Origin of the sequence: Nocardia sp. NBC_00403, assembly GCF_036046055.1 — a bacterium.
Taxonomy (GTDB): Bacteria; Actinomycetota; Actinomycetes; order Mycobacteriales; family Mycobacteriaceae; genus Nocardia.
In genome coordinates this window covers 6,901,100-6,927,595 of record NZ_CP107939.1, presented here as the reverse complement: position 1 = coordinate 6,927,595, position 26,496 = coordinate 6,901,100, and the positions used below count along the sequence as shown (strand labels likewise).

The following is a 26,496-nucleotide window of genomic DNA, read 5'->3' as shown; positions in this document are numbered from 1 at the left end:
GCGGTCAACCGCACATGACCTGGTCAGCGAGTTCTGCCGCCACCGTGTTCGGCCACTCGCGCGCGGATGCGGCATCATGGAATCCGTGAGTACCGAGACTCTGGTTCGCCCGGATACGACTACCGACGAGACGACGGGCGACGACACCCCGAAGTTCTTCCACTATGTGAAGAAGAACAAGATCGCCGAGAGCGCCGTCATGGGCACCCACGTGGTTGCGCTGTGCGGCGAGGTCTTCCCGGTAACCCGCTCCGCGAAGCCCGGTTCGCCGGTGTGCCCCGAGTGCAAGAAGGTCTACGACGGGCTACGCAAGGGCGACTGAGTCGAGTCGGCCCCACCCGGCGGCGTCGTGATCGATGCCGTCCGGGTATTCGATGGTGCCTGCGGCCCCGAGTTCGGCTCGGGGCTTTGTGCTGTCTCGGGGCGCGGCGTCTTCGATAGGCGCACGGATTCTGTCTCCGCCGCGCGATTCGACGCGGATTCGGTATCGGCGCTCGCGGTGTCCGAGGCGGGAACGTCGGCTGCCCGCTCTTCGTCATCCGCCACATCACCGAGAATCTGGTTGGACAGCCACTCCTTCATCTGATCGATGCGGGTGCTGCCGGCAGGCCAGAACTCCTGGACCGTGGCATTGAATTCCGCGCCGAGGATCACCGCGAACCCGAGGAAGAACGTGAACAGTAGGAACGCGATCGGGGTGGCGAGTGCGCCGTAACTGACACCGGTCTTGGTTACCCATGACAGATATCGGCGCAATCCCTCGCTGGCGGCCATGAAGAACACACCCGCGACCAGGGCCCCGCCGAAGAGCCGGTGCCACGGCAGCGATCGGTGCAATGCCAGCTTGTAGAGCGTGGTGAGGCCGATGATCAGCAGCAAGCCGACACCCGGGTAGTAGAACGAGTCGATCAAGCGCAGTCCCGGCTCGCGCCACGAGTCCGGTAATGCCCGCCCGATCAGCGCCGGTCCGAGTGCGATCAGCGGCAGGATGAACACCGCCGCGATCAGGAACAGCACATACAGCAGCAACGCGAAGATCCGCTGCCACACCGGATGCCGGGCATCCTGCTGTCCGTGCGCCTCGACGATGGAGTCGACGAAGGTCGCCATCGCCGAGGATCCCGCCCACAGCGACAACACGAAACCCACCGACACGAAGGCGGCCCGCCCGCGCCCGAGCACATCGGTGACCGTCGGCTCGATCAGGTCCGACACCACGGTCGTGCTGAACAGATCCCGGCTGAACGCGATGATCTTCTGCTCGACGATCTCCACCGTGTCGGGCCCGAACCACTCGCCGACGTAGCCGAGGCTGCCGAGCACACCGAGCAGCAGCGGCGCCAGCGACATCGTCTGCCAGAACGCCGCGGCCGCGGACTTCGCGAATATGGAATCGTTCCATGCCTTCACCGCGACGCGGGCGACGAGCCTGCCGCTCTGCCGGCCCGCGCGCGCCAGCCAGGCGGCCGTGCCGCGGACATAGCGGGCCGCCCCGACGGGTTCAGCGCCGCCGCCGCTGTGGATAGCGGTGGTGGCGCTCGATAGGGCACTGTCGTCGGTCATGGTCTCTACAGCATCGCGCACAAGTCGGTTCGGCACCGCTTCGACGGTGCAATGTGTCGGCGTGCGGCAGGTGAACGCGGCGGGAACTCCAGGGTCGATATGTGATGCCGGTCGCCTCGGCCGCGTCGGTTTGGCGACACGCCCTACCGGGCCAGTAGGGTCTTCTGCGTGACTGGGTCGGGCGCCGCTGTGGCGGGAGAAGCGGAAACGCCGGGCGATTCGGAAGCATCGAGCGCCACGGTTTCAGGTGGTTCGCTCCGTGCGTGGCAGCGTCGCGCACTGACGAAATATCTGACGACCAAGCCTCGGGACTTTCTCGCGGTGGCTACCCCCGGTGCGGGTAAGACCACCTTCGCACTGCGGGTCGCCGCAGAGTTGCTCGCCGACCGCACCGTCGACCAGATCACCGTCGTCGCGCCGACCGAGCACCTGAAGCACCAGTGGGCGCAGGCCGCGAACCGGGTCGGCATCGCGCTGGATTCGCGATTCTCCAACGCGACGGGCGGCACCTCCGGTGACTACCACGGTGTCGTGGTCACCTACGCGCAGGTTGCCTCGCATCCTTCCCGACATCGGGTGCGCACCGAGAACCGCAAGACCCTGGTGATTCTCGATGAGATCCACCATGCGGGCGACGCCAAGACCTGGGGTGACGCGGCCGCCGAGGCTTATGGCGATGCCACCCGAAGACTCGCGCTGACCGGTACCCCATTCCGCAGCGACGACAGTCAGATCCCGTTCGTCACCTATGAACCCGACGAGGGTGGGTTCCCGCGTTCGCGCGCCGACCACGCCTACGGTTACGCCGAGGCGCTCGCCGACGGCGTGGTGCGGCCGGTGGTGTTCCTCGCGTACTCCGGCGAGGCACACTGGCGCGACAGTGCGGGCGAGGAATACACCGCGCGCCTCGGCGAGCCGCTGAGCGCCGAGCACACCGCACGCGCCTGGCGTACCGCGCTGGACCCGGCCGGCGACTGGATTTCCGCGGTGCTGCGCGCCGCCGACACCCGCCTGCGGCAGAAGCGCACCTCCGGCATGCCCGACGCGGGCGGGTTGGTGATCGCCACCGATCAGGAGCGCGCCCGCGACTATGCCGAACTGCTGGAGCACATCTCGGGGGAGCGGCCCGCGGTGGTGTTGTCGGATGATCCCGACTCCTCGAAGCGGATCGCCGAGTTCAGCAATAACACCCAGCCGTGGATGGTCGCGGTGCGGATGGTGTCCGAGGGCGTCGACGTGCCGCGCCTCGCGGTCGGCGTGTACGCCACGAGCGCCTCGACCCCGTTGTACTTTGCCCAGGCTGTCGGCCGCTTCGTGCGCGCACGCAAGCCGGGTGAGACCGCGAGCGTGTTCTTGCCCTCGGTGCCGGTGCTGCTGGATCTGGCCGCGCAGCTGGAGTTGCAGCGCGACCACGTCATCGGCAAGCCGCATCGGGAGAAAGACGGCCTCGACGACGAGCTGCTGATCGATGCCAACAAGCAGAAGGACGAGCCGGGCGAGGACGAGAAGCCGTTTGTCGCCCTGGCCGCCGACGCCGAGCTCGATCAGGTGATCTACGAGGGTTCTTCGTTCGGCACCGCCACCATCGCGGGTAGTGCCGAGGAGGCGGACTATCTCGGCATCCCTGGTCTGCTCGACGCCGATCAGATGCGGGCGTTGTTGCGCGATCGCCAGTCCAGACAGATCGCCGAGCGCGGCGAGTCGAGCACCCCCGACCCTGGCCCGCAGGTCGCCAGCGCGGCGCAGCGAGTCGCGACGGCCGACCGGCTCGGCGAGCTGCGCCGCGAGCTCAACAGTCTCGTCGCTATGCACCATCACCGCACCAACAAACCGCACGGCGTCATCCATGGCGAGCTGCGCCGCGAATGTGGTGGCCCGCCAACAGCTTTGGCTACAACGGATCAGCTGGTCGAGCGCATCGCGGCGCTGCGGAGGAAGTAGCGCCGGGTGTCACGCAACTACCGAGTTCTGCCCGACGGCCGCATTCCGCTCTGGGTGATGCTGGCGGTCGAGGATGCCGCGTACGCGGTGACGCCGTGGCATCGTGCCGATCGGCCGATGCGGCTGTCGGTCGAGGACATCGCCGACGACTGCGATATCTCGGCGGTCGAGGTGGTCGGCCGGGAGTTCACCGCGATCGGCGATTCGACTGCGCTGCACAGCTTTCGGCTGATGCACGATCCGCGCCTGTAGTTCGGAGCGTCCTTCATGGCGCGCTCGGCACCGAGATGTCGGCGGGCCAGGCCGCCATGGCACAGTCGATCGACCGTGTCAGCTCGGCCAGATCGGCACGGTCGCGGGCCTGGATGGATAGCCCGTAGAGGACCGTCGTATAGAAGCTGGCCAGTGCGGCGGTGTCGGCAGTCGGGGCCAGATCGCCTTCGGCGACACCGCGATCGAGCCGTCTGCGGATGTTTTCGGTTGTCTCGCGCCGCTTTTCGATGAGGAAGTCGCGCACACTCTCGTTGCGGGTGGTGTAGGTGGAGCCCGCGAGCACGACCATGCAGCCGTGCGGCTTGTCCTCGACGGTGTAGGCGACCGCGTTGTCGCGCAGCATCGCCTCGATGCCGGCGCGGGCGGTTGATTCCTCGCGCAGGGCGTGGTCGGTGTAGCCGCCTTCGGTTTGCCCGTAGAGCGAGATGGCCTCGCGGAACAGTGCTTCCTTACCGCCGAATGCGGCGTACAGGCTCGGTGAGTTGATGCCCATCGCGGAGGTGAGGTCGCTCATCGACGAACCTTCGTAGCCGTGCTCCCAGAACACCTCCATGGCGCGTCGTAATGCTTCGGTGCGGTCGAAAGCACGTGGGCGTCCACGAGTCGCCATGGCGGTCTCCTTTCTGTGTCGATCGTTAAATATACCCCTTGACGCGGACCGGGGTATGCGCTTAGCTATTTATGTACTGATCGACACAGAAATTGGAGGAGCGACAATGTCGAACCTGACAGGCAAGGTGGCGCTGGTGACCGGTGGCAGCAGGGGGATCGGCGCCGCGATCGCGCGGCAGCTGGCCGCCGCCGGTGCGGATGTGGCACTGACCTACCAGAGCGCCGATGTGCTGGCGAAGTCCGTGGTCGCCGAGATCGAGGCGCTCGGTCGCCGGGCCATCGCGATTCAGGCCGACAGCGCCGACGCCGCCGATGTCAAGGGCGCCGTCGACCGGACCGCCGCCGCACTGGGCGGACTCGATGTGCTGGTCAACAATGCGGGCATCTTCCCGGCCAAACCGTTCGAGGAGTTCACGGTGGCGGAGGTCGACCGCGCGCTCAACATCCACGCCCGCGCCGCTTTCGTCGGCGCACAGGCCGCGGTGGCGCATATGGCCGACGGCGGCCGCATCATCAGCATCGGCACCAATTTGTCCGAGCATGCGCCGTTCGGTGGGCTTTCGCTGTACAACCTCAGCAAGTCCGCGCTGAACGGATTCACCAAAGCGCTTGCGCGCGAACTCGGTCCGCGCAACATCACGGTCAACCTGGTGCAGCCGGGCTCGACCGACACGGACATGAATCCGGCCGACGGCGACCATGCCGCCCACCAGCGGGAACTGTCCGCGCTCGGTCGGTTCGGCACCGCCGACGACATTGCCGCAATGGTGACCTTCCTCGCGGGGGAAACCGGCCGCAGCATCACCGGCGCGTTCTTCACCGTCGACGGCGGTACGAACTCCTGATCAGCGCGCGAAGTAGCGCCCGGGCGATACGCCGACGGCGCGCCGGAACGCCGCAACATACGCACTCGGTGTGGAGTATCCGACCCGCCCGGCGATCCGCGCGATCGGCATGCCGGCGGCCAGCGGCGGCAGCGAGGCGGCAAGCCGGATCTGAGTTCGCCACTGGCCGAAGCTCATTCCGGTCTCCGCGACGAACAGTCTGGCCAGCGTGCGCGGCGCGGCGGACACGTGGACGGCGAACTGGCCGAGGGTGCGAGCATCGGCCGGATCACGGGTGAGCGCATCGGCCACCTGCCTGGCTCGTGGATCCGACGGCGGATGCGCGCCGATCGGGATCACCTCGACCGGTTCGAGCAGATCGAAAACCACTGCCTCCGCGCGGCGACGTGGCGCGGGGGCAGTGTCGGGTGCGGTGAGATGGTCGAACAATTCGTGCAGGAGCCGGGTGACCCGCAGCATGGTCGGCGCGCCGAAGGCGACCGGACACCGGTCCGGTTCCACGAAGATGCCGTGCATTGTGGCCCCCTCGGAGGTCCCGGTCCGGTGCCCGGTGTTGCCGGGAATCCACAGCGCCCGGGTGGGTGGCAGCACCCAGTGGCCGTCGCCGATCTCGACCACGAGGACACCCCGTGCGGCCCAGGCGATTTGATGCTGCGGATGCTCGTGGGTGTCGAACCAGTGGCCTGCGGGCAGCACGCGGGCGCCGAAGACCATCGCGGTGTCGCCGGCGGTGGCCGGGAGCACCAGGGATCGGCCGAGGACCGAAGGTTGGCCGTTCTGCGACACAGTGTGTCACCGTAGCCTGTCGTGGCCGCGCCCGCGCGCCCCTAGCGTGAGCTGATGGCGATGAATTACTTCCACCGAATCCTCTGCCGGTCGGCGATGTGGGAGCGGGCCAGTGCGACGAAGATCGTTCCGTGGGCGCTGTCGGGTCTCGAACTCGGTTCCTCCGCACTGGAGATCGGCCCCGGCTACGGTGCGAACGTGCGCGCCCTGCTGGAGCGAGCCAGCACCCTCACCGGACTCGAGATCGACACCGCACTGGCCGACCGCCTGCGTGACCGGCACGGCGGCGCGATGACCGTGGTCGAGGGCGACGGCGCTGAAATGCCGCTGCCGGACCGCGAATTCGACACCGTGGTGTGCTTCACCATGCTGCACCACGTCCCGACGGTCCGGCAGCAGGACGCACTGTTCGCCGAGGCGTTCCGGGTGCTGCAGCCGGGAGGTGTGTTCGCGGGCAGCGATGGACTCGACACCCGAGTCTTCCGCCTGATGCACCTGGGCGACACCTGCCTGCCGGTGCCCCCGCAAGATGCCGCGGAGCGTCTCGCCAGGGTCGGCTTCACCGATATCGAGATCGACACCGGCGCAGGCAGTTTCCGATTCCGTGCCCATCGGCCAGGAACCCCGTGAAGATCGGCGACGGCACCCCGCGAGTCTTCGGGTTCATGCGTCGACAGTGAGTGCAATCCCCAAGGTCGCGACCTCATCCCGTCAGCTCGGGTGCGATCCGAAGTAGCCGGCGGGGTCGAGGGTGTTGATCGGCACCCATCGCGGTGCTTCCACTGTGGTCGCTGCCGCATCCTGGGCCGGCCGGAAATAGCCCTGGAGTTCGAGGGCGAGGCGCGGGTTCTCGTCGACGCGGCGGGCGACCTCGTAGAACACCGCCAAGACGTGCACACAGCGGGCCGAACGGGCCGAGCACGAGCAGTCGGTGCCTGCGAGCACGGGTGCCGTGGCGACGCTCGCTGTAACGAGTGCCCGGTGCATGTCGTCGGTGAGGACCGTCGGGTCGGTGATGATCTCCGCGATCGCGGTGACGGCGGCCCGGGGCAGCGGCGTCACCTCGACGTGGGTGACCGAGGCCTGGCCGCCGCGGTGGATGGCGCCGCGGACGATGCGGCCCTCGATCGTGGCCTGGACGCCGTTGTTGCGGGCGATGCTGCGGGCTCGGGGGAGCAGTGGTTCGGGACGGGTCTGGCGTATCGGCTCGGCAAGGCGAACCCAGTCCATGCCCCAGGCGGTGTAGCCGAATTCGTTGTCCGCCATCAGTTCCCCCTCTTGCGGCGCAGGATCTCGACCAGCTGGTCGTCGTCGAGCTTTGCCAGTGCGGCGATACCTGCCGAATCGCCGAGGTCCGAGAGCGCGGACTTGCGGTCGTGCATCCCCGCGATGTGCTCCTCGACGGTGGTGCCCGAGGTGAGGGAGGTGATGGTGACGGTCCTGGTCTGACCGATCCGGTGCACCCGGTCGGAGGCCTGGGCCTCCACCGCAGGGTTCCACCACCGGTCGAAGTGGATGACATCGGCGGCGCGCGTCAGCGTGAGGCCAGTGCCCGCCGCACGCAGGCTCAGCACCAGCACCGGCGGTCCGTCCTCGGCCTGGAACCCGGAGACGATCGCGGCCCGTTCCGACTGTTTCAATCCGCCGTGGAAGAACGGCGCGCTCACCCCGAACTGTTCTGCGAGGTGTCGCACCAGCAGTTCACCGGTCTGCCGGTACTGGGTGAATATCAGTGTCGGATCACCGGTTTCGAGATTGTTGGCCACGATGTCGGTGCACAGGTCGAGCTTGCCGGAGCGACCTGCCAGCTCGCCGAGCTCGCCGGTGATCAGTCCGGGGTGGTTGCAGACCTGTTTGAGTGCGGTCAGTGCCGCGAGCACCCGGCTCTGGCGCTGGGCGCCGTGGCCGAATCCGTCGTCGATCGCCCGATCGAGCAACTGGTCGTAGAGCGTCTCCTGTTCCGAGGTGAGATCACACAGCAGATCGCTGTGGATCTTCGCCGGCAGGGAGGCGGCGACCTGAGTTTTTTTGCGCGCCAGCACCACCGGTTCGATCGCATTGCGCAGCCGCGCAGCCGCGGCGGCAGAGCCCTCGTGGATCGGCCGCACGAACCGGCGTCGGAACTGGGTGCGGTGCCCGAACAGTCGGGGCGCGACCAGGTTCAGTAGTGCGAACAGTTCCTCCAGATGATTCTCGACCGGGGTTCCGGTGAGCGCGACCCGCGCGTCGACGGTGAGTGCGCGTGCCGCCTTGGCGATCTGGGTGCGCGGATTCTTCAGCGCCTGCGCCTCGTCGAAAACTGCTGTCGCCCAAGTTCGGTCGTTCAGTGCGCCGCCGTGCAGGCGCAGCGTCGGGTACCCGGTGATGATGACCTCGCCCGCTTCGGCAGCGAGGTCGCCACCGCGCCACACGACCGGGCGTAGCTCCGGCGCGAACCGGGTTATTTCGTGCGCCCAGTTGCCGACCAGCGAGGTGGGACAGACCACCAGCTGCGGTCCTGCCGAGGCCCGGCCGAGTAGGAAGCCGATGGTCTGCACCGTCTTGCCGAGCCCCATCTCGTCGGCCAGCACCGCGCCACCGTGCGCGGCGACTGTCTCGTGCAGCCAGCCGACTCCACGTGCCTGATACGGTCGCAGCTCGGCCTTCAGTGTGGAACGCAATTCCGCGACGATGGAACGGGTTTCGTGCAGCACGCGCAGCGCGCGTTCGGCAGCGTAGATCGACGTGCCGACCGCGTCGGGGACGGCGTGTGCCGCAATCGGAAGCGCCGGTCCGATCGGCGGTGTCGCGGCGGCAGGCGCAGCGGCGTCCGGCGGGCCCGACGTCTCGTGGGTGGTGTTGCCCGCAGTGGCCGCGGGGTCCGACAGCTCGCCGGTGGGGCGGAGGGCGGCCTGCCAGGCGTCGACGGATGCCCCCGCGCCCTCGATGGTCAGACCGAGCAGATCCTCGGGGTCGACGAGCGCGCAGTCGACGTCCGCGACCTCGATGGCGTCGCGCGCGCCGGTCGGTACCGCGAGCCGCATGGTCTCGTGGTCGCCCTCCGGTGCGCGTCCGACGGCATGCCCGGTCCAGGTCCACAGCGCGAACATGTGACGGTCGGGAAGATATGTGGCCTGTGTGCTTGGCAGAGCGCACCCCTAGTTCGTCGTATGGCGTACGGAGTATTGTAACAACGTACACCGTACTGGATTTGTTTCGAGGAGGCACGTGACCAACGGCACCACTTCCGACCAGGCGAAACAGCTGATCAGCCTGCTCTGGCGGCACACCATGCCGCAGCGTCTCGGCGGTCGCGGACCCAAACAGACAGTCAGCGTCGACGCCGTGGTTACCGCCGCGGTCGCCCTCGCCGACCGCGACGGCTACGAGAAGGTATCCATCCGGACGGTCGCCGCCGAACTCGGTCTCAAACCCATGAGCCTCTACACCTATGTCCCGAGCAAGGACGCGCTGGCGGTGCTGATGGTCGACGCGGTGGCCGACGAGGACGCGCCCATCCCGGGCGACATGCCCGTGCGCGATCGGATGGCCGCCATCGCCACCCAAGTGCGCACCGAGCTGATCAACCATCCGTGGCTGCTCGAGGTGCCGCCGTGGCGACTGGTGCTCGGCCCCGGCCGAATGCGGCGCTACGAACGCCAATTGGGCGCGATAGACGGAATCGGTCTATCGGATGTGGCGATGGACCGGGTCATCGCCGTGCTGTCGGAATTCGCGACCGGAAACGCGCGCATGGCCATCGCCGCGACCCGCAGTACCGCCGAACTCTCGGACGCGCAGTGGTGGGAGCAGCACGGTCCGCTACTGACACAGGCGATGCCGGTGGCGCTGTTCCCGCTGTCCTCGCGCGTCGGGGCCGCCGCGGGCGAGCACTATCAGGCGCCGGCGGATCCGGACGGCGCGTTCGCGTTCGGCCTTGCTGCACTGCTGGACGGCATCCTCGGCGAGTGCGGTGCAACGCCAACAGCGGGCGACGTGTAGGTCGCCCGCTGCTGGTATTCGCGATGTTCTGTTGTTCGATGCTGTTGTGTCGGGACGCGAAACTGGACGGGTTACAGGGCGGGAGCCGATTCCGTATCGATCACGGCTTCGAGCTCACGCAGTCGATCCATGTGTTCGTTCGCGTGGTGCTGGCAGAAGAGCAACTCGCCACCTGCGGGCAGTACGGCACGCACTCGTGCAGCCGCCCCGCAGCGGTCGCAACGATCGACCGCGGTCAGTGGGGTGCTTGTCAGGGTTCCTGGCATGACTCCTCCGTCCTGGCTCCCGGCACTACAGTCCGTTCACCTGGTGTGGGGCCCGTGGTCACTCCGCGGGCTCGCTACCGCTACTTCCCAGCAGGGGTATGACTACTCTGTCAGACGTTCGGGACGGGGGCTTTGTTCCCGGAAGTGATTCTGTGTGTTTTCTGTAACACGACCTGGGATTTCGCTAAAGGCGAACATCACTGGTCACGTACCGAACCCCACGCGATCACGATCACGAACAGGCCTATCCAGTTGTCTACCGGGAGATTACCCGTGATCCACGACACTCACACTCTCGTTCACATTTGCACTCTGTCGGAGTGGCTGACCACGCGCCAGACCGGCGAGCACCGGCCGGCTTCGCTCGACGAGGTCGGGTTCATCCACCTGTCCGCGCCGCAGCAGGCACACCTGCCCGCCAATCGGCTGTTCGCGGGTCGCCAGGATCTGGTGCTACTACGCATCGACCCGGCGCGGGTCGGCGCGCCGGTGAAGTGGGAGCCGGGTGTGCCGAGTGACCCGGAGTCCATGCTGTTCCCGCATCTCTACGGTCCGCTGCCCGCAGGCGCGGTCACCGCCGTCGTCGAGTACCTGCCCGGCCCCGACGGCACCTTCGCCCCACTGGATCGCTGACTACCGATCCTTGGCTTCCCTGGCCAGGATCGCAGCCTGAACCCTGGACCGCACACCGAGTTTGGTGAGTACCCGCGAGACATGCGTCTTCACGGTCGTCTCGCCGATGAACAGTCGGGTGGCGATCTGCGCGTTGGTCAGCCCCTCGCCGAGACAGTCGAGCACCTCGCGTTCGCGTTCGGTGAGATCGGCGAACCCCTGGGGCGCGGGCTCGGTGTCCTCCGGGATCGTCGTGGCGAAGGCGTTGATCACCGCCGCGGTCACCTCCGGCGCGAGCACGCCATCGCCCGCGGCCACCGCGCGCACGGAGTCCACCAGCGATTGTCCCGACGCGGATTTGAGCACGAACCCCGAGGCGCCAGCTCGCAACGTTCGGAAGACGTACTCGTCGAGATCGAAGGTGGTCAGGATGAGCACCTTGGCCAGTGCGTCGGCGGTGATCCGGCCGGTGGCGGTGATGCCGTCGACTCCGGGCATTCGCACATCCATCAGCACCACATCCGGGCGCAGCGCTTTCGCCTGTGCCACAGCGATATCCCCGTCTGCGGCCTCGCCGACCACCTCGATGTCCGCGGTGGCGTCGAGGATCATCCGCAGGCCGGCCCGGATCGCGCCGTGGTCGTCGGCGATCAGCACCCGAATCGTCACGATGTCTCCTTGGTGATCGAAATCGGTAGTCGGGCAAGCACTTCCCAACCCGAGGTAGCCGGTCCTGCGGTGAAGCTGCCGCCGAGTGCGGCGGCGCGCTCACGCATATTCACCAGGCCGCGCCCCGCCTCCGGGTCCTCGGACTGCTGCCGCGGCGTCGATCTGACCTGATTGCGCACCAGCACAGCCACTGTCGTCGCCTCGACGGACACCTCGATGTCGACCGCTTGTCCCGGTGCGTGTTTCATCGCGTTGGTGAGCGCTTCCTGGACGATACGGTAGGCGGCCTGGTCGACTGCGCTCGGCAGTTCGACACCGTCGATGTCCGAGGCCACCCGCACGGTGATCCCGGCCGCGTGGGCCGCGTCGACCAGGATCGGCAGCTGCGCGAGCCGCCGCGGCGCGGCCGGATCGTCCTCGGCGCCGTCGTCGCGGCGCAGCAGCCCGATCATGGTCCGCATCTCCTGCAATGCGCTGACGCTGTTGGACCGGATCGAGCCGACGATGCCGGTCACCGCCGGGTCGGCCGATTCCTGGCGGGACAACACACCGAGCGCCGCTTCGGATTGGATGGCGATCGCCGAGAGGTGGCCCGCGATCACATCGTGGAGGTCGCGCGCCATCGTCTTGCGCTCGTCGGCGATCGCCGCCCGCCGGTCCAGCTCGGCGACCAGAGAAAGTGCTTGCGCGCGTGCGCGTTCGGCACCGGCGATCTCCCGGTGGTGCCGCACCGACAGCGCCCACCAGATCGAGGTGCCGATGAAGGCGACCGCCGCGGTGATCGCCAACGCCATCACGCGCCAGTCGCCGGTGAGCACCAAGGCGAGCACCGCCGCCACCGCCGACAGCACCGCGCCCGCCGCCACCACGAACCGGGACCGCGCGGGCGGTGCGTACAGGACGGCGGCATAGATCAGATCCGAATACATGATCCAGATCGGCACCGTCGCACCGAGCCACAGGTCGATGCCGAGCGGCACGAGTCCGAGGGCCAGAGCCCACAACGGGGTCCTGCGGCGCAGCAGCGACACCGCGCACATCAGCGCGAGCACGCCGAAACGCACCGTCAGCGACGGATCGATACTGTCGGAGGTCATCGGATACAGCCCTGCGACATACAGCGTCGCGCCGAAGGCGAACACGAAGCCGGCGATCAGCGCGTCCTGCACCATCGCCGACAACGCCGACCACTGCCTCCTCACGTCCCCATCACAGCACACCGAGCCGCGCGCGCAGGTCCACCGAAGTGATGAGCGGTCGTCGGTCCGACGGCCGACGCCGACGCCGCCCAACACGAGGGAGTCTCGGTCGGTGACACTGATACTCGCCCTGATCGGACTTGCCCTGGTGGACAGCACCAGCATCGGCACGCTGATCGTCCCCGTGTGGTTGCTGCTTGCGACGCAGCGCCCACCTGCCCGCCGAATGCTGGTCTATCTGGCTGCGATCACGGCCTTCTATTTCCTCGTCGGTGTGCTCGGCCTGTTCGTCCTGGATTCGGGTCTGGAGCGTTTCCGCGACGCCGCGCGCAGCCCGTGGCTGCTGGTACCACAACTGGCGCTCGGCGTCGCGCTGTTCGCGGTCTCGTGGCGATTCGACTCCACCAAGCGCCGAGCGCGTGGAGAGCTGGATCGGACCGCCGCGTGGCGCACCCGGGTACTGGCATCGCAGTCTTCCGCGGCCGGGCTCGCGGTGCTCGCGCTGAGCGCGGGGACGCTGGAGGTGTTCTCGATGGTGCCCTACCTGGCCGCCATCGGTCTGTTGGCGACCAGTCACCTGTCGATCGTCTCTTCGGTGACATTGCTGGCCGGTTACTGCGTGGTGATGGCCGGGCCGGCGCTGGTGCTGATCGCCGCACGGACGATGTGGCACAGCAGGATCGAGCCGCTGCTCGTCCGGATCGACAACTTCCTGAGCAGGTACGCCGACAGCGCGACCGGCTGGACGCTGGCCATCGCCGGAATCGTGCTCGCGCGCGGTGCGATCGGTGGACTCGTCGGCAGTTAGCCTCACCTGAATGTGTGTCGTACTCGAGCGCTAGGGTGGATAGTGTGAATGTCGATGTCACCGCTCTTCCCGGGATCGGGGTCCGCAAGGATTTCTCGGCGCGCTCGGGTCGCCGAATCGGCGTGGTCGACCACCGTGACGGCGGCATCGATCTCATCGTGTCCAAACTGGACGATCCCGATGCTTGTGCCGCCCAGATTCCGCTGACCGCCGATGAGGCCGCCGTCCTGGCGAACCTGCTCGGCGCACCCCAGTTGGTCGCGAAGCTGCGCGAGGATCATCGGGATCTGCCGGGCATCACCACCAGACAGCTGCCCATCGGCGAGGATTCGCCGTACGAGGGCCGCACCCTCGGCGAGACCGGAATGCGCACGCGGACCAAGACATCGATCGTCGCGGTGATGCGTGCGGGCCAGCTGCACCCCTCACCCGGTCCCGATTTCACCTTCGCCGTCGATGACCTGCTCGTAGTCGTCGGGACGCCCGACGGTCTGGACGCGGCCGCCAAAATTCTTACGCACGGGTGAGCCCGTGACGGAAACCGCGCTCGCACTACTCGAGCTCGGGGCTGTGCTTTTCGTCCTTGGCATGCTGGGCAGAGTCGCAGGCCGTTTCGGCATGTCGCCGATCCCGCTGTACCTCTTAGGCGGGCTGGCGTTCGGCCAAGGTGGCTTGATAGAACTCGGTGCGGCCAACGAATTCGGCCGTCTCGCCAGCGAAATCGGCGTTGTTCTGCTGTTGCTGCTCCTCGGTCTCGAGTACACCGCGCCGGAGCTGGTGACCGGTTTGCGGCGCTCCTGGGCCGCGGGTCTGCTCGACATCGTCTTGAACGCGACCCCCGGCGCTGTGGTGGCGGTAGTGCTCGGCTGGGGCGTGAACGGTGCGATCACCATGGCGGGGGTCACCTACATCTCGTCCTCGGGGATCGTCGCCAAGGTGCTCAACGATCTCGGACGGCTCGGCAACCGGGAAACTCCGGTGATCCTGTCGATTCTGGTGTTCGAAGATCTCGCGATGGCGATGTATCTGCCGTTGCTCACCACGATTCTGGCGGGTCTCAGCTTCTTCAGCGGGTTGAAGGCACTGGCCATCGCGCTGGTGACAGTGACGGTGGTGCTCGTTGTCGCGCTGCGTTACGGCCGCATCGTGTCGGCGGTCGTCGACAGCTCCGACCGCGAGGTGTTCCTGCTGAAGCTGCTGGGCGCCGCATTGCTGGTGGCAGGGGCGGCCTCCGCATTGAACGTCTCTGCGGCGGTCGGCGCGTTCCTGCTCGGTATCGCGATCTCCGGTTCGACCGCGCACGAGGCGACGAAACTGCTGGAACCGATCCGGGACCTCTTCGCGGCCATCTTCTTCGTGGCTTTCGGGCTCGGCACCGATCCGCAGGCCATCCCGCCTGTCCTCGGCTGGGCCATCGCGCTCGCCGTCATCACCATGCTGACCAAGATCGCCACCGGGTGGTGGGCCGCCAGCAGGCAGGGCATCCGAAGGATGGGCCGTGCACGGACGGGCGCGGCACTGGTCGCACGCGGTGAATTCTCCATCGTCATCGCGGGACTGGCGGTCACCATGGGCGGGGTCGACGGCGACCTCGCCGCGCTCGCCTCGGCGTATGTGCTGCTGATGGCGGTGCTCGGCCCGATCGCGGCGCGCGTGGTCGAACCCGTTATCGGACTGGTGCAGCGTCGCGTCGCGCCACCGGCCACGGCCTGATCACACCTCCTGATCCACCTCGTCCGACCGGTTGCGCACTCGTTCCAGACGTCGCCAGAACGTGCTCGCGACCATGCCGACAAGCAGTCCGATCAGTGCCGCGCAGAGGTGGCCGTAGTCGGTGAATGTCGGGCCGACGACCAGGGCGGCGGCGAGCGAGACGAGGATGAGGCCGATCCACGCCACCCGGACCTTGCCGCGGAAGAGGAACGCCATCGCGGCCAGCACTGCGGTGAATCCGTAGCTGGTGCCGACATCCGCGGCCACTGCGACCCTTGTCGGAATGATGCCGCGGGTGATGAGACGGTCGATCGCGGTCACGGTCAGCAAGGTCGCCCCGATGTGCCCGGTCGCGAACAGCAGGATCCAGCGTCCGGTGCCGAGCCAGCGTTCCGCGGCGGCCATCAGCAGCAGGAACTCGGCAATGGTCACCCACGGGAACTCGCCCTCGGTCCAGAATGCGGAGGCGACCAACACCTGAATCGGGTTGTGCTGCATGTTGTAGAGGTTGGTCGAGGCCGAGAAGATCAGCCTGCGCTCGACCGACCCGCCGACGCCGCGCAGGGTCCACCAGGTCACGAAGAGGGTGAACGCATAAGCGGTGCTCGCGGGTGCGGCGGAGAGGTGATGACGCACCGCCGGAGGAATCCGGCGCAGCAGGCCGGGGCGGCGTACCCAAGCCCATGCGGCGCGCACCTCCGTGCCGAGATCGACGGTGTGTGTCCAGGGTGCCCGAGGCCGGCGCGAAGTGGGAGCAACCACGTTATGCAGTGTGCCGTGCGCCACCCGGTCGTGTCGCCCGATCCGCCCTCGGTGTGCCCGGGGTCACCTGACCTGGCGGTTCGCTCGTAACGTCCGGTCACCTCCGCGCAACATGCCCATCCCAGAATTGGGCCACCGACCGCGTGGGCCGGTGGATGAGGAGTGTGCAGCAAACATGACGATCGATGAGGGGAAGGTCGGCAGCCTGATCGGCGACGACTATCTGGCCAAGCGGACGTTGCGCTCCGGCACGGCGGGGTGGGTGCTGCTCGCGGGGCTCGGGGTGAGCTATGTGATCTCCGGCGACTACTCCGGCTGGAACTTCGGGATCGCACAGGGGGGCTTCGGCGGCTTGCTCATCGCCACTGTCGTGATCGCGGGCATGTATCTGGCGGTGGTGCTCGGCATGGCCGAGCTGTCGGCGGCCCTGCCGACCGCGGGCGGGGGCTACACCTTCGCCCGGCGTGCGCTCGGTCCGTGGGGCGGCTTCGCCACCGGCACTGCGGTCCTGCTGGAATACGCGATCGCGCCCGCCGCCATTGCCACCTTCATCGGCGCATACATCGAATCGCTGAATCTGTTCGGTATCACCGACGGCTGGTGGGTGTATCTGGCCGTGTATGCGCTCTTCATCGGCGTGCATCTGACGGGTGCGGGCGAGGCGCTCAAGGCGATGTTCGTCATCACCGCCATCGCGCTGGTCGGTCTCGCGGTGTTCGCGGTGTCGGCATGGGGACTTTTCGACGCGGGCAACCTGACCGATATTCCGGCTGATCCGAATGCCGCGGGCAGCTCGTCGTTCCTGCCGTTCGGTGTGTTCGGCATCTGGGCCGCCATTCCGTTCGCGATCTGGTTCTTTCTGGCTGTCGAGGGTGTGCCGCTGGCCGCCGAGGAGGCGCGCGAACCGGAAAAGAACGTGCCGAAGGGCATCATCATCAGCATGCTGGTGCTGATCGTCACCGGCGCGGCCGTGCTTATCCTTGCCACCGGAGCTCTTGGCGCCCAAGCGATTTCGACCTCCGGTAACCCGCTTGTCGAGGCGCTCGGCGACGGATCGACCGCCAAGCTGGTGAACTACATCGGGCTCGCGGGCCTGGTGGCCAGCTTCTTCTCCATCGTGTACGCCTACTCGCGCCAGACCTTCGCGCTCTCGCGGGCGGGCTACCTGCCGACCGGCCTGTCGGTCACCAACAACCGCAAGGCCCCGGTGCTTGCGCTGATCGTGCCCGGCGCCATCGGTTTCGCGCTGTCGTTGACCGGCGAGGGTGCGATGCTGCTGAACATGGCTGTCTTCGGCGCGGCGGTGAGTTACGTGCTGATGATGGTCAGCCACATCGTATTGCGGGTCCGCGAGCCGAACATGCCACGGCCATACCGCACCCCGGGTGGCATCGTCACCACCGCGTTCGCGCTCGTGATCGCCTGCGCCGCCGTGATTGCCACCTTCCTCGTCGATCCGGTGGCCGCATCGTGGACGCTGGCCGCGTTCGTCGCTTTCCTGCTCTATTTCGCTCTCTACAGCCGCCACCGGCTGGTGGCGAACTCGCCGGACGAGGAGTTCGCCATGCTGGCCCGCGCGGAAGCGGAACTCGAATGACGCGCTACACCCAGCAACTCGGCGTCATCACCTATGTCTTCGACGGACTGGTCGAACTGCTCGCGAAGGCCACCCCGTTGCGCAGTGGCGATGAACTCGCGGGCTGTGCGGCCGGGTCCGATGCCGAGCGGGCCGCCGCCCAGTGGGCGCTCGCCGAGGTGCCGCTGCAGGAGTTCCTGAACGATCCCGTTGTGCCGTACGAGTCCGACGAGGTCACCCGGCTCATTATCGACACCCACGACCGCACCGCCTTCCAGCCGATTTCGCATCTCACCGTCGGTGGGCTGCGGGACTGGCTGCTCGAGGTCTCGGCGCGCGTCGGCGCGGCGGTGACCCTGGCGGCCGTCGCGGCGGGCCTGACGCCGGAAATGGTCGCGGCGGTGAGCAAGATCATGCGCAACCAGGATCTGATCGCGGTAGCGCGCGCCGTCGAGGTGACCAAGGGGTTCCGCACCACCATCGGCCTGCCGGGGCGGTTGGGCACGCGGTTGCAGCCGAACCATCCCACCGATGATCCCCGCGGCATCGCCGCCGCCGTGCTCGACGGGCTGCTGCTCGGCTGTGGTGATGCGGTGATCGGCATCAATCCCGCCACCGATTCGCCGCAGGCGACCGCCGATCTGCTGCATCTGCTCGACGAGGTGCGCACACGCTTCGATATTCCGACCCAATCCTGTGTGCTGTCGCATGTGACCACCACGCTGGGGCTGATCGAGGCCGGTGCGCCGGTGGATCTGGTGTTCCAGTCGATCGCGGGCACCGAGGGTGCGAATGCGGGCTTCGGGGTGAACATCTCGCTGCTGCGCGAAGCGAACGAGGCCGGCCGCTCGCTCGGCCGCGGCACGGTCGGCGACAACGTGATGTACCTGGAAACCGGTCAGGGATCGGCGCTGTCGGCGGGTGCGCACTTGGGCGCCGGTGGCAAGCCCGTCGATCAGCAGACCTTGGAGACCAGGGCCTATGCGGTGGCACGTGACCTGGACCCGCTCCTGGTCAACACGGTTGTCGGCTTCATCGGCCCGGAATACCTCTACGACGGCAAACAGATCATCAGGGCGGGCCTCGAAGACCATTTCTGCGGCAAGCTCCTCGGCCTGCCCATGGGCGTCGACGTCTGCTACACCAACCACGCCGAAGCCGACCAGGACGACATGGACACCCTGCTCACCCTGCTGGGTGCGGCGGGCTGCGCCTTCGTCATCGCCGTGCCCGGCGCCGACGACGTGATGCTCGGCTATCAGAGCCTGAGCTTCCACGACGCGCTGTATGCCCGGCGCGTGCTCGGGCTGCGGCCTGCGCCGGAGTTCGAGGCGTGGCTGGACGGCCTCGGCATGATCGATGCCACCGGTCGCGTGCTGCCCGTCGAGCCGCTCGCCTCGCCGCTGCGCGCATTAGCGGTGACGCGATGAGCGGCGACAGCTCGTCCGCGGACTTCGTTGCGCTGTCCGAGTTCGATGCCCGCACCGCAGCGGCGGGCCGTCGGCAGAGCGCGGTCGTCGAAGGGCGGCCCGCAGACGCCGTGCCGGGTGCCGATCGACAGGAAGCGGGCAGCGTGGCGTCGCCCGTGATCGGATCGGATTACGCTGCGGAGCAACGGTTCTGGCAAGAACTGCGGCGCACCACCCAGGCCAGGATCGGACTCGGCCGCACCGGTGACGCTCTCCCGACGGGACGAGTGCTGGAGTTTCGTGCCGCGCACGCGGCGGCCCGCGATGCGGTGCACATGCCGCTGGGTGTGGCCGAATTGGCCGAGCAGATCACGGGGCTGGGATTGGGGGACGTCGCGCACGTGCGCAGCCGGGCCCGCGACCGCGCCGAGTACCTGCGCAGGCCCGATCTGGGGCGGGTGCCCGCCACTTCATCGGCAGGCGAGCATGCTATATCGCATGTGCCGCACAGCGGTGCGGAGATCGGATTCGTACTGGCAGACGGGCTTTCGCCGCGCGCACTGACAGATCACGGCCCCGCCATGCTCGCCGCCCTCATCGAGGAACTCGCGCCGCGGTATTCGATCGCGGCCCCGGTGATCGCCACGCAGGCTCGGGTCGCTCTCGGCGACCACATAGCCGAATTCATGGGTGTGGCAACGGTTGTCGTGCTGATCGGCGAGCGGCCGGGACTGTCGGTGGCCGACAGCCTAGGCATCTACCTGACCCACCTGCCGAGGCCGGGCCGGACCGATGCCGACCGAAACTGCATTTCCAACATCCACCCGCCGGACGGGCTGGGTTATGCGCAGGCGGCAAAGGTGGTGGCGGGCTTGGTTTCCGGCGCTCGACTGCTCGGCAGGTCGGGCGTCGACCTGAAGGACACCTCGCGCACCGCTGCGGTGGGCGCGGGGGAGATCATCTCGATCGGGGCCGGTCGCTGATCTCGATGGTCGGCCAGTAGGCCGTCGCGGGCTCCAGCGGCTCGGGCTGCGCGATCGAAACCCTTCGTGCGGCAGCACTTTCCGTGCGCACATTGCTCAGCTTCAGTGGCGGCAGGTCGATACTGCGATCGATGTCGGTGAGGCTGACGCTGATGAGCAGCAGCATGCTGACCACGCTTATCACCACGATCACCGGGGCGATCAGCTCCATCGCGCCGGTGCCCGACGGCGGCATCGCATGGTCGTTGCGGTGTGCGTGCATCGACGCCATCCCGGTGTAGTGCATGCCGCACACCGCGACGCCCATGATCAGCGCCGCGGCGACGGTGGCGAGAAGACCCGTGACGCGCAACGTGAACCAGAGCGCGACGGTCGCAGCGACGACGGCGATCACCATCGACAGCGCAACCAGCGTCGAGTCGTAGGCGATGTTCGCGTCCGACTTCATCGCATACATCCCCGTGTAGTGCATCGCGCCGACCCCGATGCCGGTGAAGCTCCCGCCTGCCAGCAGACCGAGCACTGTCGGCTGCGGCCTGATCACGATGACCAGCCCGATGCCGACCACCGTCATCGCGGTGACCGCGCTCAACAGGGTGAGCGGGACGTCGTAGCGAATCTCGGTGCCGCGGATCGAAAAGCCAAGCATCGCAATGAAATGCATGACCCAGATGCCGGTGCCGCCGATGGAGATCGCGGCGGCGACGATCCAGCCTCCGCGGCTGTCTCCGGTGCGTGCCCTTGCGGCGCACTGCAATCCGAGCAGGCATCCGGTGACGGACATGGTGTAGGCCAGAAGTGGGGTGAGCAACCCGTAACTGAAATGATGAATATCTAGCACGTAACGCCCCCTATGCCGGAGTAAGAACATCCGGCTATTGAAACGACAGCGGGTCAGACGATACGGCAGGACTGCGCGGCTCGAGTCTCGAAAATTCAATCCGCAGAAGTGGTTTCGGTCACTTCATGGTTTGGTTGAAACCGAAATTGGTTAGCGGTCGGATAACGAAACAGGCCCGCATCCGCCGAGCGGATACGGGCCTGTCGGAACCGTTTCGATCTAGTCGAGGTAGTCCCGCAGCACCTGAGAGCGGCTGGGGTGGCGCAGCTTGCTCATGGTCTTCGACTCGATCTGCCGGATGCGCTCACGGGTAACTCCGTAGACCTGACCGATCTCGTCGAGTGTGCGCGGCTGGCCGTCGGTGAGACCGAAGCGCAACCGGACCACGCCCGCCTCGCGCTCCGACAGCGTCTCCAGCACCGACTGCAGCTGATCCTGCAGCAGCGTGAAGCTCACCGCGTCGACCGCGACAACGGCTTCGGAGTCCTCGATGAAGTCACCGAGCTGGCTGTCACCCTCGTCACCGATGGTCTGGTCCAGCGAGATGGGCTCACGCGCGTACTGCTGGATCTCCAGCACCTTCTCCGGCGTGATGTCCATTTCCTTGGCCAGCTCCTCCGGAGTGGGCTCACGGCCCAGATCCTGGAGCAGCTCGCGCTGGATGCGACCGAGCTTGTTGATGACCTCGACCATGTGCACCGGGATACGGATGGTGCGGGCCTGGTCGGCCATGGCGCGGGTGATGGCCTGCCGGATCCACCAGGTGGCGTACGTGGAGAACTTGTAGCCCTTGGTGTAGTCGAACTTCTCCACCGCGCGGATCAGGCCGAGGTTGCCCTCCTGGATCAGATCCAGGAACGCCATGCCGCGACCGGTGTAGCGCTTGGCCAGCGAGACAACCAGGCGCAGGTTGGCTTCCAGCAGGTGGTTCTTGGCGCGGTTGCCGTCGCGCACGATCCAGGTGTAGTCGCGGCGCATGGCGACCGGCAGCTTCTCACCCTGCTCGGCGAACTCGCGCACCTTCTCCGCCGCGTAGAGGCCGGCCTCGATCCGCTTGGCGAGTTCGACCTCCTCCTCGGCGTTGAGCAGCGCGACCTTGCCGATCTGCTTGAGGTAGGCACGCACCGAGTCGGCCGAGGCGGTGAGCTCGGCATCCTTGCGGGCCTGCCGCAGTGCCTCGGATTCTTCCTCGTCCCAGACGAAGTCGCCGGAAGCCTTGTCGGCTGCCGTCGGCTCGGCCTCGGCTTCGTCGTCGGCGACCTCCTCGGCAGGGTCGTCGACAACCTCCTCCTCGACGAGGTCGTCCTCGGACACCTCCAGATCGCCGAGGTCCTCGAGATCGAGCGACTCCTCGTCGAGGTTTTCCTCGCCGGGCTCGCCATCGGCCTTCTTGCTCGCGGCCTTCTTTGCGGGCGCCTTGGCAGCGGCCTTCTTGGCCGGAGCCTTCTTGGCTGCGGCCTTCTTCGCCGGGGCCTTCTTCGCAGCAGCCTTGCGGACCGGCCGTGCTTCGGTTACATCTGCGGAGTCGGCCTCGGCCGAGTCGGCGGTCTGACGGGTCGTGGCTACCACGTACGCCCTTTCGTGACGGTCTCGTGCGGCGTCACGCCAGAGTGGTGTTCCGGCGGAGCGGTCTGTCGGGTTTCACCGGCGGAGTGCCGGGCTGGGGGTTTCCGGCTCGCGGCCGGAGTACTTTCCATTGTAACGATCGAACCAGGGTACCCATGGCCACCTGTCGCATTGGCGGGTCCTCGGAACCTCGGCTCGGCGCACAAAACGCCGCGCCGCATCACGGCGCGATGCCCGCGTCGATGGCCATCGCCGCGCCGACGATACCCGCGGTATTGCGCAGATCCGCGGGAATCACCGGAGTTCGGTTGGTCAGCAAAGGAATCCACTGGTCCGCATCGCGGCTGATGCCGCCACCTGCGACGATCACCTTCGGCCAGAAAAGATTCTCCAGACCGCTCAGCACCATGCTGACCTCCGCCGCCCACTGCTCGTAGGACAGGCCGTCACGGTCCTTGATCGAGGCGGCGGCCCGATGCTCGGCCTCCATGCCGCCGATCTCGAGATGGCCCAATTCGCTATTGGGCACCAGCGTGCCGTGGAAGATCAACGCCGAGCCGATGCCGGTGCCGAAGGTCAGCAGCAGCACCAGACCGGCGAAATCCCTTGCCGCGCCATAACGGTCTTCGGCCAGGCCGGCCGCGTCCGCGTCGTTGAGCACGGTGACCTCCCGGCCGCCGAGGGCGTCGGAGAACAGCGCCCGCGCGTCGGTGCCGATCCAGGCCTTGTCGACATTGGCCGCGGTGCGTGCGACGCCCTCGAGCACCACACACGGCAGCGTGACGCCGACCGGACCGTCCCAGTCCGCCTGAGCGACGACCTTGGCCACCGTGTCGGCGACCGCCTGCGGTGTCGACGGATGCGGTGTCGCGATCTTGATCCGCTCATGGACGAGCCCACCGGTGGCCAGATCCACCGCGGCGCCCTTGACGCCGCTGCCACCGATATCGATACCGAATGCGTGCCCCCGAGCGGACATGACGATTCCCTCGTTCCCTGTGCTGGCCGGTGTGATGATGACGCCGCCGCACAGTCCCCGCCACGGCCGCAAGGCACGCGAATGAGCTTGTGCCCGACGACGGCGCTGTGTCGTGCACGACAAGAGTAATGGCGTGCGCTGCTGCGCGTTCGGCGAGGATCTGTGATGCGATGGAGGTCGTGCTGAAAACCACGTCGCCAGTCACTGTTGAAGCCCCTTCGACGCCCTCGGGCGACGAGGCCGAGCTGCGCCGGATCGCCGTCTATCTCGCGCAGACCGCTGCCGCACATGTCCGGGCGCGCCGTCCCGAAGTCTTCGGTCCGGACGGTGCGCGCGTCGCAGGTGACGTGCAGACGAAAGGACATCCCACCGACCCGGTGACCGTCGTGGACACCGAGACCGAGGAACTGATCCGCGAGCTGCTCGCCGACCTGCGTCCCGGTGACCCGATCCTCGGTGAGGAAGGCGGCGGCAGCCTGGCAGGTGGCGCCGAGGACACGATCTACTGGGTGGTCGACCCGATCGACGGCACCGTCAACTTTCTGTACGGCATTCCGGGCTATGCCGTGTCGGTCGCCGCGGTTCGCGGCGGACGGCCCGTCGCGGGCGCGGTTGTCGATGTCGCGCGGGCATCGACCTACAGCGCCGGACTCGGTCTCGGCGCGGCGCGGGAGGATGCCGACGGCACCGTCGAACACTTGCGCTGCACGCCGGTCGAGTCGATGTCGCTGGCATTGGTGGCCACCGGATTCGCCTATGGCACCCACCGGCGTGCCAGGCAGGCCGCATTGGTCGCCGAGGTGCTGCCGAACATTCGGGATATCCGGCGGTTCGGTGCGGCGGCCCTGGATTTGTGCCTGGTTGCGTCCGGCCGTGTCGATGCCTACTACGAGCACGGGCTCAATGCGTGGGACTGGGCGGCCGGGGCCCTGATCGCCGCGGAGGCGGGCGCGCGGCTCGTCCTGCCACCGGCTATCAACCCCGGCGCGGCAGGCGATCTGGTGGCCGCCGCGGCACCGGGAATCGCCGATGAGTTGATCGAGCTGCTCGATCGGGTCGGCGCAACCGACCCGATCCCGGACGCCTAGCGGACCCGGTGCGGCAGGCTCGGTGCTGAACGGTTCAGCACCGAGCCCGGGACGCGTGGTTCAGCAGCGGCTCTGTCGTGCGGCGGCGAGCAGCGTGCCGTCGATCGACGGCGACCCACCCGGCGCCGGGTTCTTCAGCGAACGCAGCACCTCCTCGGCATCGGTGCTCGGCCGCAGTGACTCACCGAACACCGATCCGAGCACCAGATCCACGGTCTCGTCACCACGCTGATCCTCGATCAGCTCGGCACACGGCGCGACCAGCTGCACGGAGGCGGCGGCCGGGCGACCGTTCACACCGAAGCGGATCTGGCCGGTGCATTCGAGGTCACCGTTGACGTATATCTGATCGTTACCGAATTGCTGCCCGGGCGCGCTCGCAAAGCCGAGATCGCCGAGCGCCGTGGCGATGTGCGAGGCCTGCCCGCTCTTGTTGTTGGCATTGAGCACCCGGACCTTCGACGAGGCCAGCGGCGCCGGATCGACGTCCTGCAGCCGCGACGATCCTTGCCGCTGCCCTAAGGGCGCAGGTGGCGGCGCTTTCGCGTCGGTTGCCGGGCTCGGAGAGTTGCACGACATGGCCGTGCCGCTGTCGTCCTCGGTCGTCAGAGCCCTGACCCACACAACTGTGCAGATCAGCACCAACACGCCGACCAGGATGAGCCATGGCTGATTACGCCGTCGGAGGAAGGGTTGACCCCGTTGATCCGTTGCGCTGCCTTCGGTGATCAGTGAAACCACGAGCACACTGTACGAAATTGTCTCGGTGACGGTGCGCAAGGTCTCGGCGAGTTCGACAAATGGTGTCGATTCGTCGTCGGTTTCGACTCGTCTGTGTTTTGATTGCGACTTTTGCCGCGCGGTCCGCTATTGTCTGGCGGCCCAGATCGAATCACTGGCGGCGAAAATGGTGGTCGGTCGCGGGAACAAGCAGGGCATGTCCTGCGTTCACCAAACGCTATCAGTGATGGATCGAATGGGTCCGACCTGATAGGCGACCGGTGCACGTGTGATGTGCACCACCGGCGGGGCGGTGCGGGTCAGCGCGATTCCGAGAGGAATCGTGACTGATGCGGCCGGTCCGGGATATACGGAGTAAGGACGAGGGGAAGACGACATGGCAACCGACTATGACGCACCGAGGCGCACCGAAACCGACGAAGTGTCGGAAGATTCGCTGGAGGAGCTGAAGGCTCGTCGCAACGAGGCACAGTCCGCCGTCGTGGATATCGACGAATCCGATACCGCGGAGTCGTTCGAGCTTCCCGGCGCGGACCTGTCCGAGGAAGTGCTGACGGTTCGAGTGATCCCGAAGCAGGCCGATGAGTTCACCTGTTCCAGCTGTTTCCTGGTTCATCACCGGAGCAGGCTGGCCAGTGAAAGCGGCGGTCAGTTGATTTGCATGGACTGCGCCGCCTGATCTCGCAGCGAGATCGAGGTCAGCCCGCGCTCGGCACGCCAGGCTCTGTGCCAGGTATGCCAAGCGCGGCAAGGACCCGTTCGGGCCGTCGCGTACTGACCAGCCAGTACGGCGTCGGATCGTCCGGGTCGTCGAGCACGAGGACAACCATCGGTCCGATCCACGGCCGATGTTGTACATAGGCGGCCGGGTCGAGCTGGCGACCCAGCGCCGCGCTTTTCGCTGTCGGCGCAACAGCTGCCGCGCGTGCCACGAAGGTCGCGGGCAGATGTGCGCGATCGACGCGCAGCTCCGGCGTGCCGGTTGAATCCGGCGCGACCTCTACCCGATGGCGGCTCAGCCACAACAGCACCCACACCGGCACCGGGAACAGCGCCACATACGGCAGCCACGCCCGGACTCCGGGCGCGCCCATATGAATTTCGGCGGCAAGCAGCCCGGTGATGGCGAAGGCCACCGGCCACCACCACAGCGGCACCCACAGGCGTTCGCGGTAGGGGTGCTGGCTGTCGTTTTCGTGGTCCGTCGTCGCGGGATTGGGCTGGTCCGACACGACTCAACACTAAGTCACGGTGGTCAGCGGCTTACGCGTAGGCTCGATCAA

The 26,496-nt window shown here is 67.3% G+C and carries 30 protein-coding genes; 16 read left to right on the top strand and 14 right to left on the bottom strand.

Features of this window, described 5'->3' with window-relative positions; all coding sequences use genetic code 11:
• Positions 1-85: 85 nt before the first annotated feature.
• Complete coding sequence (locus OHQ90_RS31020) at positions 86-322, top strand: DUF3039 domain-containing protein (RefSeq protein WP_328403537.1); 237 nt, start codon at positions 86-88, stop codon at positions 320-322.
• Here the strand turns inward: OHQ90_RS31020 and OHQ90_RS31015 are convergent.
• Entirely contained in the window at positions 295-1,563 is a 1,269-nt protein-coding gene (locus OHQ90_RS31015; protein ID WP_328403535.1) for a YihY/virulence factor BrkB family protein, read from the bottom strand. The two genes, OHQ90_RS31020 and OHQ90_RS31015, sit on opposite strands and share 28 nt — an antisense overlap.
• Before the next feature lie 189 nt (positions 1,564-1,752).
• Here OHQ90_RS31015 and OHQ90_RS31010 point away from each other — a divergent pair, with 189 nt between their 5' ends.
• Positions 1,753-3,504, top strand: coding sequence for a DEAD/DEAH box helicase (locus OHQ90_RS31010; protein ID WP_442941508.1), 1,752 nt, complete (start codon positions 1,753-1,755; stop codon positions 3,502-3,504).
• 6 nt (positions 3,505-3,510) lie between these two features.
• Positions 3,511-3,756: a hypothetical protein gene (locus tag OHQ90_RS31005; RefSeq protein WP_328403533.1), complete on the top strand. Its 246-nt coding sequence runs from the start codon at positions 3,511-3,513 to the stop codon at positions 3,754-3,756.
• A gap of 13 nt (positions 3,757-3,769) precedes the next feature.
• On the opposite strand, the gene OHQ90_RS31000 is transcribed toward OHQ90_RS31005, so the two are convergent.
• A complete protein-coding gene (locus OHQ90_RS31000; protein WP_328403530.1) occupies positions 3,770-4,387 on the bottom strand; it encodes a TetR/AcrR family transcriptional regulator in 618 nt (205 codons plus the stop codon).
• Between the two features lie 106 nt (positions 4,388-4,493).
• On the opposite strand from OHQ90_RS31000, the gene OHQ90_RS30995 reads away from it, so the two are divergent.
• Positions 4,494-5,234: an SDR family NAD(P)-dependent oxidoreductase gene (locus tag OHQ90_RS30995; RefSeq protein WP_328403528.1), complete on the top strand. Its 741-nt coding sequence runs from the start codon at positions 4,494-4,496 to the stop codon at positions 5,232-5,234.
• Here the strand turns inward: OHQ90_RS30995 and OHQ90_RS30990 are convergent, their stop codons facing one another.
• Entirely contained in the window at positions 5,235-6,020 is a 786-nt protein-coding gene (locus OHQ90_RS30990) for an AraC family transcriptional regulator (protein ID WP_328403526.1), read from the bottom strand.
• 54 nt (positions 6,021-6,074) lie between these two features.
• Between OHQ90_RS30990 and OHQ90_RS30985 the strand changes: the two genes are divergently transcribed.
• A complete protein-coding gene (locus OHQ90_RS30985; RefSeq protein WP_328403524.1) occupies positions 6,075-6,650 on the top strand; it encodes a class I SAM-dependent methyltransferase in 576 nt (191 codons plus the stop codon).
• Between the two features lie 81 nt (positions 6,651-6,731).
• On the opposite strand, the gene OHQ90_RS30980 is transcribed toward OHQ90_RS30985, so the two are convergent.
• Positions 6,732-7,286, bottom strand: a complete 555-nt coding sequence (locus OHQ90_RS30980) for an SWIM zinc finger family protein (RefSeq protein WP_328403522.1) — start codon at positions 7,284-7,286, stop codon at positions 6,732-6,734.
• Positions 7,286-9,109: a DEAD/DEAH box helicase gene (locus OHQ90_RS30975; RefSeq protein WP_328403520.1), complete on the bottom strand. Its 1,824-nt coding sequence runs from the start codon at positions 9,107-9,109 to the stop codon at positions 7,286-7,288. The genes OHQ90_RS30980 and OHQ90_RS30975 overlap by 1 nt, the downstream gene beginning before the upstream one ends.
• Positions 9,110-9,290: 181 nt before the next feature.
• On the opposite strand from OHQ90_RS30975, the gene OHQ90_RS30970 reads away from it, so the two are divergent.
• Positions 9,291-10,001: a TetR/AcrR family transcriptional regulator C-terminal domain-containing protein gene (locus tag OHQ90_RS30970; RefSeq protein ID WP_442941507.1), complete on the top strand. Its 711-nt coding sequence runs from the start codon at positions 9,291-9,293 to the stop codon at positions 9,999-10,001.
• A gap of 71 nt (positions 10,002-10,072) precedes the next feature.
• Here OHQ90_RS30970 and OHQ90_RS30965 read toward each other — a convergent pair whose 3' ends face one another.
• A complete protein-coding gene (locus OHQ90_RS30965) occupies positions 10,073-10,267 on the bottom strand; it encodes a DUF7455 domain-containing protein (RefSeq protein WP_029903635.1) in 195 nt (64 codons plus the stop codon).
• Between the two features lie 273 nt (positions 10,268-10,540).
• On the opposite strand from OHQ90_RS30965, the gene OHQ90_RS30960 reads away from it, so the two are divergent.
• Positions 10,541-10,900, top strand: a complete 360-nt coding sequence (locus OHQ90_RS30960; protein WP_328403518.1) for a DUF952 domain-containing protein — start codon at positions 10,541-10,543, stop codon at positions 10,898-10,900.
• Here OHQ90_RS30960 and OHQ90_RS30955 read toward each other — a convergent pair whose 3' ends face one another.
• Together OHQ90_RS30955 and OHQ90_RS30950 are read right to left on the bottom strand one after the other, a co-directional pair.
• Complete coding sequence (locus tag OHQ90_RS30955) at positions 10,901-11,548, bottom strand: response regulator transcription factor (protein ID WP_328403516.1); 648 nt, start codon at positions 11,546-11,548, stop codon at positions 10,901-10,903. It lies immediately after the preceding gene.
• Positions 11,545-12,750 (bottom strand): sensor histidine kinase, encoded by a 1,206-nt coding sequence (locus OHQ90_RS30950; protein ID WP_328403514.1) that lies wholly within the window; start codon positions 12,748-12,750, stop codon positions 11,545-11,547. Before OHQ90_RS30950 ends, OHQ90_RS30955 begins: the two co-directional genes overlap by 4 nt.
• Positions 12,751-12,859: 109 nt before the next feature.
• Here OHQ90_RS30950 and OHQ90_RS30945 point away from each other — a divergent pair, with 109 nt between their 5' ends.
• From OHQ90_RS30945 to OHQ90_RS30935, 3 genes are read left to right on the top strand one after another with little or no spacing between them, the layout of a single operon-like run.
• Complete coding sequence (locus OHQ90_RS30945; protein WP_328403512.1) at positions 12,860-13,555, top strand: GAP family protein; 696 nt, start codon at positions 12,860-12,862, stop codon at positions 13,553-13,555.
• 44 nt (positions 13,556-13,599) lie between these two features.
• Positions 13,600-14,082 (top strand): cation:proton antiporter regulatory subunit, encoded by a 483-nt coding sequence (locus tag OHQ90_RS30940; RefSeq protein WP_328403509.1) that lies wholly within the window; start codon positions 13,600-13,602, stop codon positions 14,080-14,082.
• A 4-nt stretch (positions 14,083-14,086) separates the two neighbouring features.
• The gene (locus tag OHQ90_RS30935) at positions 14,087-15,268 is read left to right on the top strand and encodes a cation:proton antiporter (protein WP_328403507.1); all 1,182 of its coding nucleotides are present in this window, start codon (positions 14,087-14,089) and stop codon (positions 15,266-15,268) included.
• Here OHQ90_RS30935 and OHQ90_RS30930 read toward each other — a convergent pair whose 3' ends face one another.
• Positions 15,269-16,030: a rhomboid-like protein gene (locus tag OHQ90_RS30930; RefSeq protein WP_328403505.1), complete on the bottom strand. Its 762-nt coding sequence runs from the start codon at positions 16,028-16,030 to the stop codon at positions 15,269-15,271.
• Between the two features lie 175 nt (positions 16,031-16,205).
• Here OHQ90_RS30930 and eat point away from each other — a divergent pair, with 175 nt between their 5' ends.
• The 3 genes from eat (at position 16,206) to eutC (ending at position 19,998) form a co-directional block, all read left to right on the top strand.
• Positions 16,206-17,627, top strand: a complete 1,422-nt coding sequence (gene eat, locus OHQ90_RS30925; protein WP_328403503.1) for an ethanolamine permease — start codon at positions 16,206-16,208, stop codon at positions 17,625-17,627.
• Positions 17,624-19,036, top strand: a complete 1,413-nt coding sequence (locus OHQ90_RS30920; protein WP_328403501.1) for an ethanolamine ammonia-lyase subunit EutB — start codon at positions 17,624-17,626, stop codon at positions 19,034-19,036. Before eat ends, OHQ90_RS30920 begins: the two co-directional genes overlap by 4 nt.
• A gap of 158 nt (positions 19,037-19,194) precedes the next feature.
• Positions 19,195-19,998, top strand: coding sequence for an ethanolamine ammonia-lyase subunit EutC (gene eutC, locus OHQ90_RS30915; protein ID WP_328413202.1), 804 nt, complete (start codon positions 19,195-19,197; stop codon positions 19,996-19,998).
• Here the strand turns inward: eutC and OHQ90_RS30910 are convergent.
• The 3 genes from OHQ90_RS30910 to ppgK all read right to left on the bottom strand — a co-directional run bounded on the left by OHQ90_RS30910 (position 19,973) and on the right by ppgK (position 23,384).
• The gene (locus OHQ90_RS30910; protein ID WP_328403499.1) at positions 19,973-20,839 is read right to left on the bottom strand and encodes an MHYT domain-containing protein; all 867 of its coding nucleotides are present in this window, start codon (positions 20,837-20,839) and stop codon (positions 19,973-19,975) included. The genes eutC and OHQ90_RS30910 overlap by 26 nt on opposite strands.
• 219 nt (positions 20,840-21,058) lie before the next feature.
• Entirely contained in the window at positions 21,059-22,408 is a 1,350-nt protein-coding gene (locus tag OHQ90_RS30905) for an RNA polymerase sigma factor (RefSeq protein WP_328403497.1), read from the bottom strand.
• A 217-nt stretch (positions 22,409-22,625) separates the two neighbouring features.
• Positions 22,626-23,384, bottom strand: a complete 759-nt coding sequence (gene ppgK / locus OHQ90_RS30900) for a polyphosphate--glucose phosphotransferase (RefSeq protein WP_328403495.1) — start codon at positions 23,382-23,384, stop codon at positions 22,626-22,628.
• A 170-nt stretch (positions 23,385-23,554) separates the two neighbouring features.
• On the opposite strand from ppgK, the gene OHQ90_RS30895 reads away from it, so the two are divergent.
• Positions 23,555-24,472, top strand: coding sequence for an inositol monophosphatase family protein (locus OHQ90_RS30895; RefSeq protein WP_328403493.1), 918 nt, complete (start codon positions 23,555-23,557; stop codon positions 24,470-24,472).
• 60 nt (positions 24,473-24,532) lie between these two features.
• Here the strand turns inward: OHQ90_RS30895 and cei are convergent, their stop codons facing one another.
• The gene (cei, locus tag OHQ90_RS30890) at positions 24,533-25,213 is read right to left on the bottom strand and encodes an envelope integrity protein Cei (RefSeq protein ID WP_328403491.1); all 681 of its coding nucleotides are present in this window, start codon (positions 25,211-25,213) and stop codon (positions 24,533-24,535) included.
• On the opposite strand from cei, the gene OHQ90_RS30885 reads away from it, so the two are divergent.
• Together OHQ90_RS30885 and OHQ90_RS30880 are read left to right on the top strand one after the other, a co-directional pair.
• The gene (locus tag OHQ90_RS30885) at positions 25,197-25,463 is read left to right on the top strand and encodes a hypothetical protein (protein WP_328403489.1); all 267 of its coding nucleotides are present in this window, start codon (positions 25,197-25,199) and stop codon (positions 25,461-25,463) included. The two genes, cei and OHQ90_RS30885, sit on opposite strands and share 17 nt — an antisense overlap.
• 126 nt (positions 25,464-25,589) lie before the next feature.
• The gene (locus OHQ90_RS30880; protein WP_062988999.1) at positions 25,590-25,892 is read left to right on the top strand and encodes a DUF4193 domain-containing protein; all 303 of its coding nucleotides are present in this window, start codon (positions 25,590-25,592) and stop codon (positions 25,890-25,892) included.
• Positions 25,893-25,911: 19 nt separating this feature from the next.
• On the opposite strand, the gene OHQ90_RS30875 is transcribed toward OHQ90_RS30880, so the two are convergent.
• Positions 25,912-26,445, bottom strand: a complete 534-nt coding sequence (locus tag OHQ90_RS30875; protein WP_328403485.1) for a DUF3093 domain-containing protein — start codon at positions 26,443-26,445, stop codon at positions 25,912-25,914.
• Between the last annotated feature and the right edge of the window lie 51 nt (positions 26,446-26,496).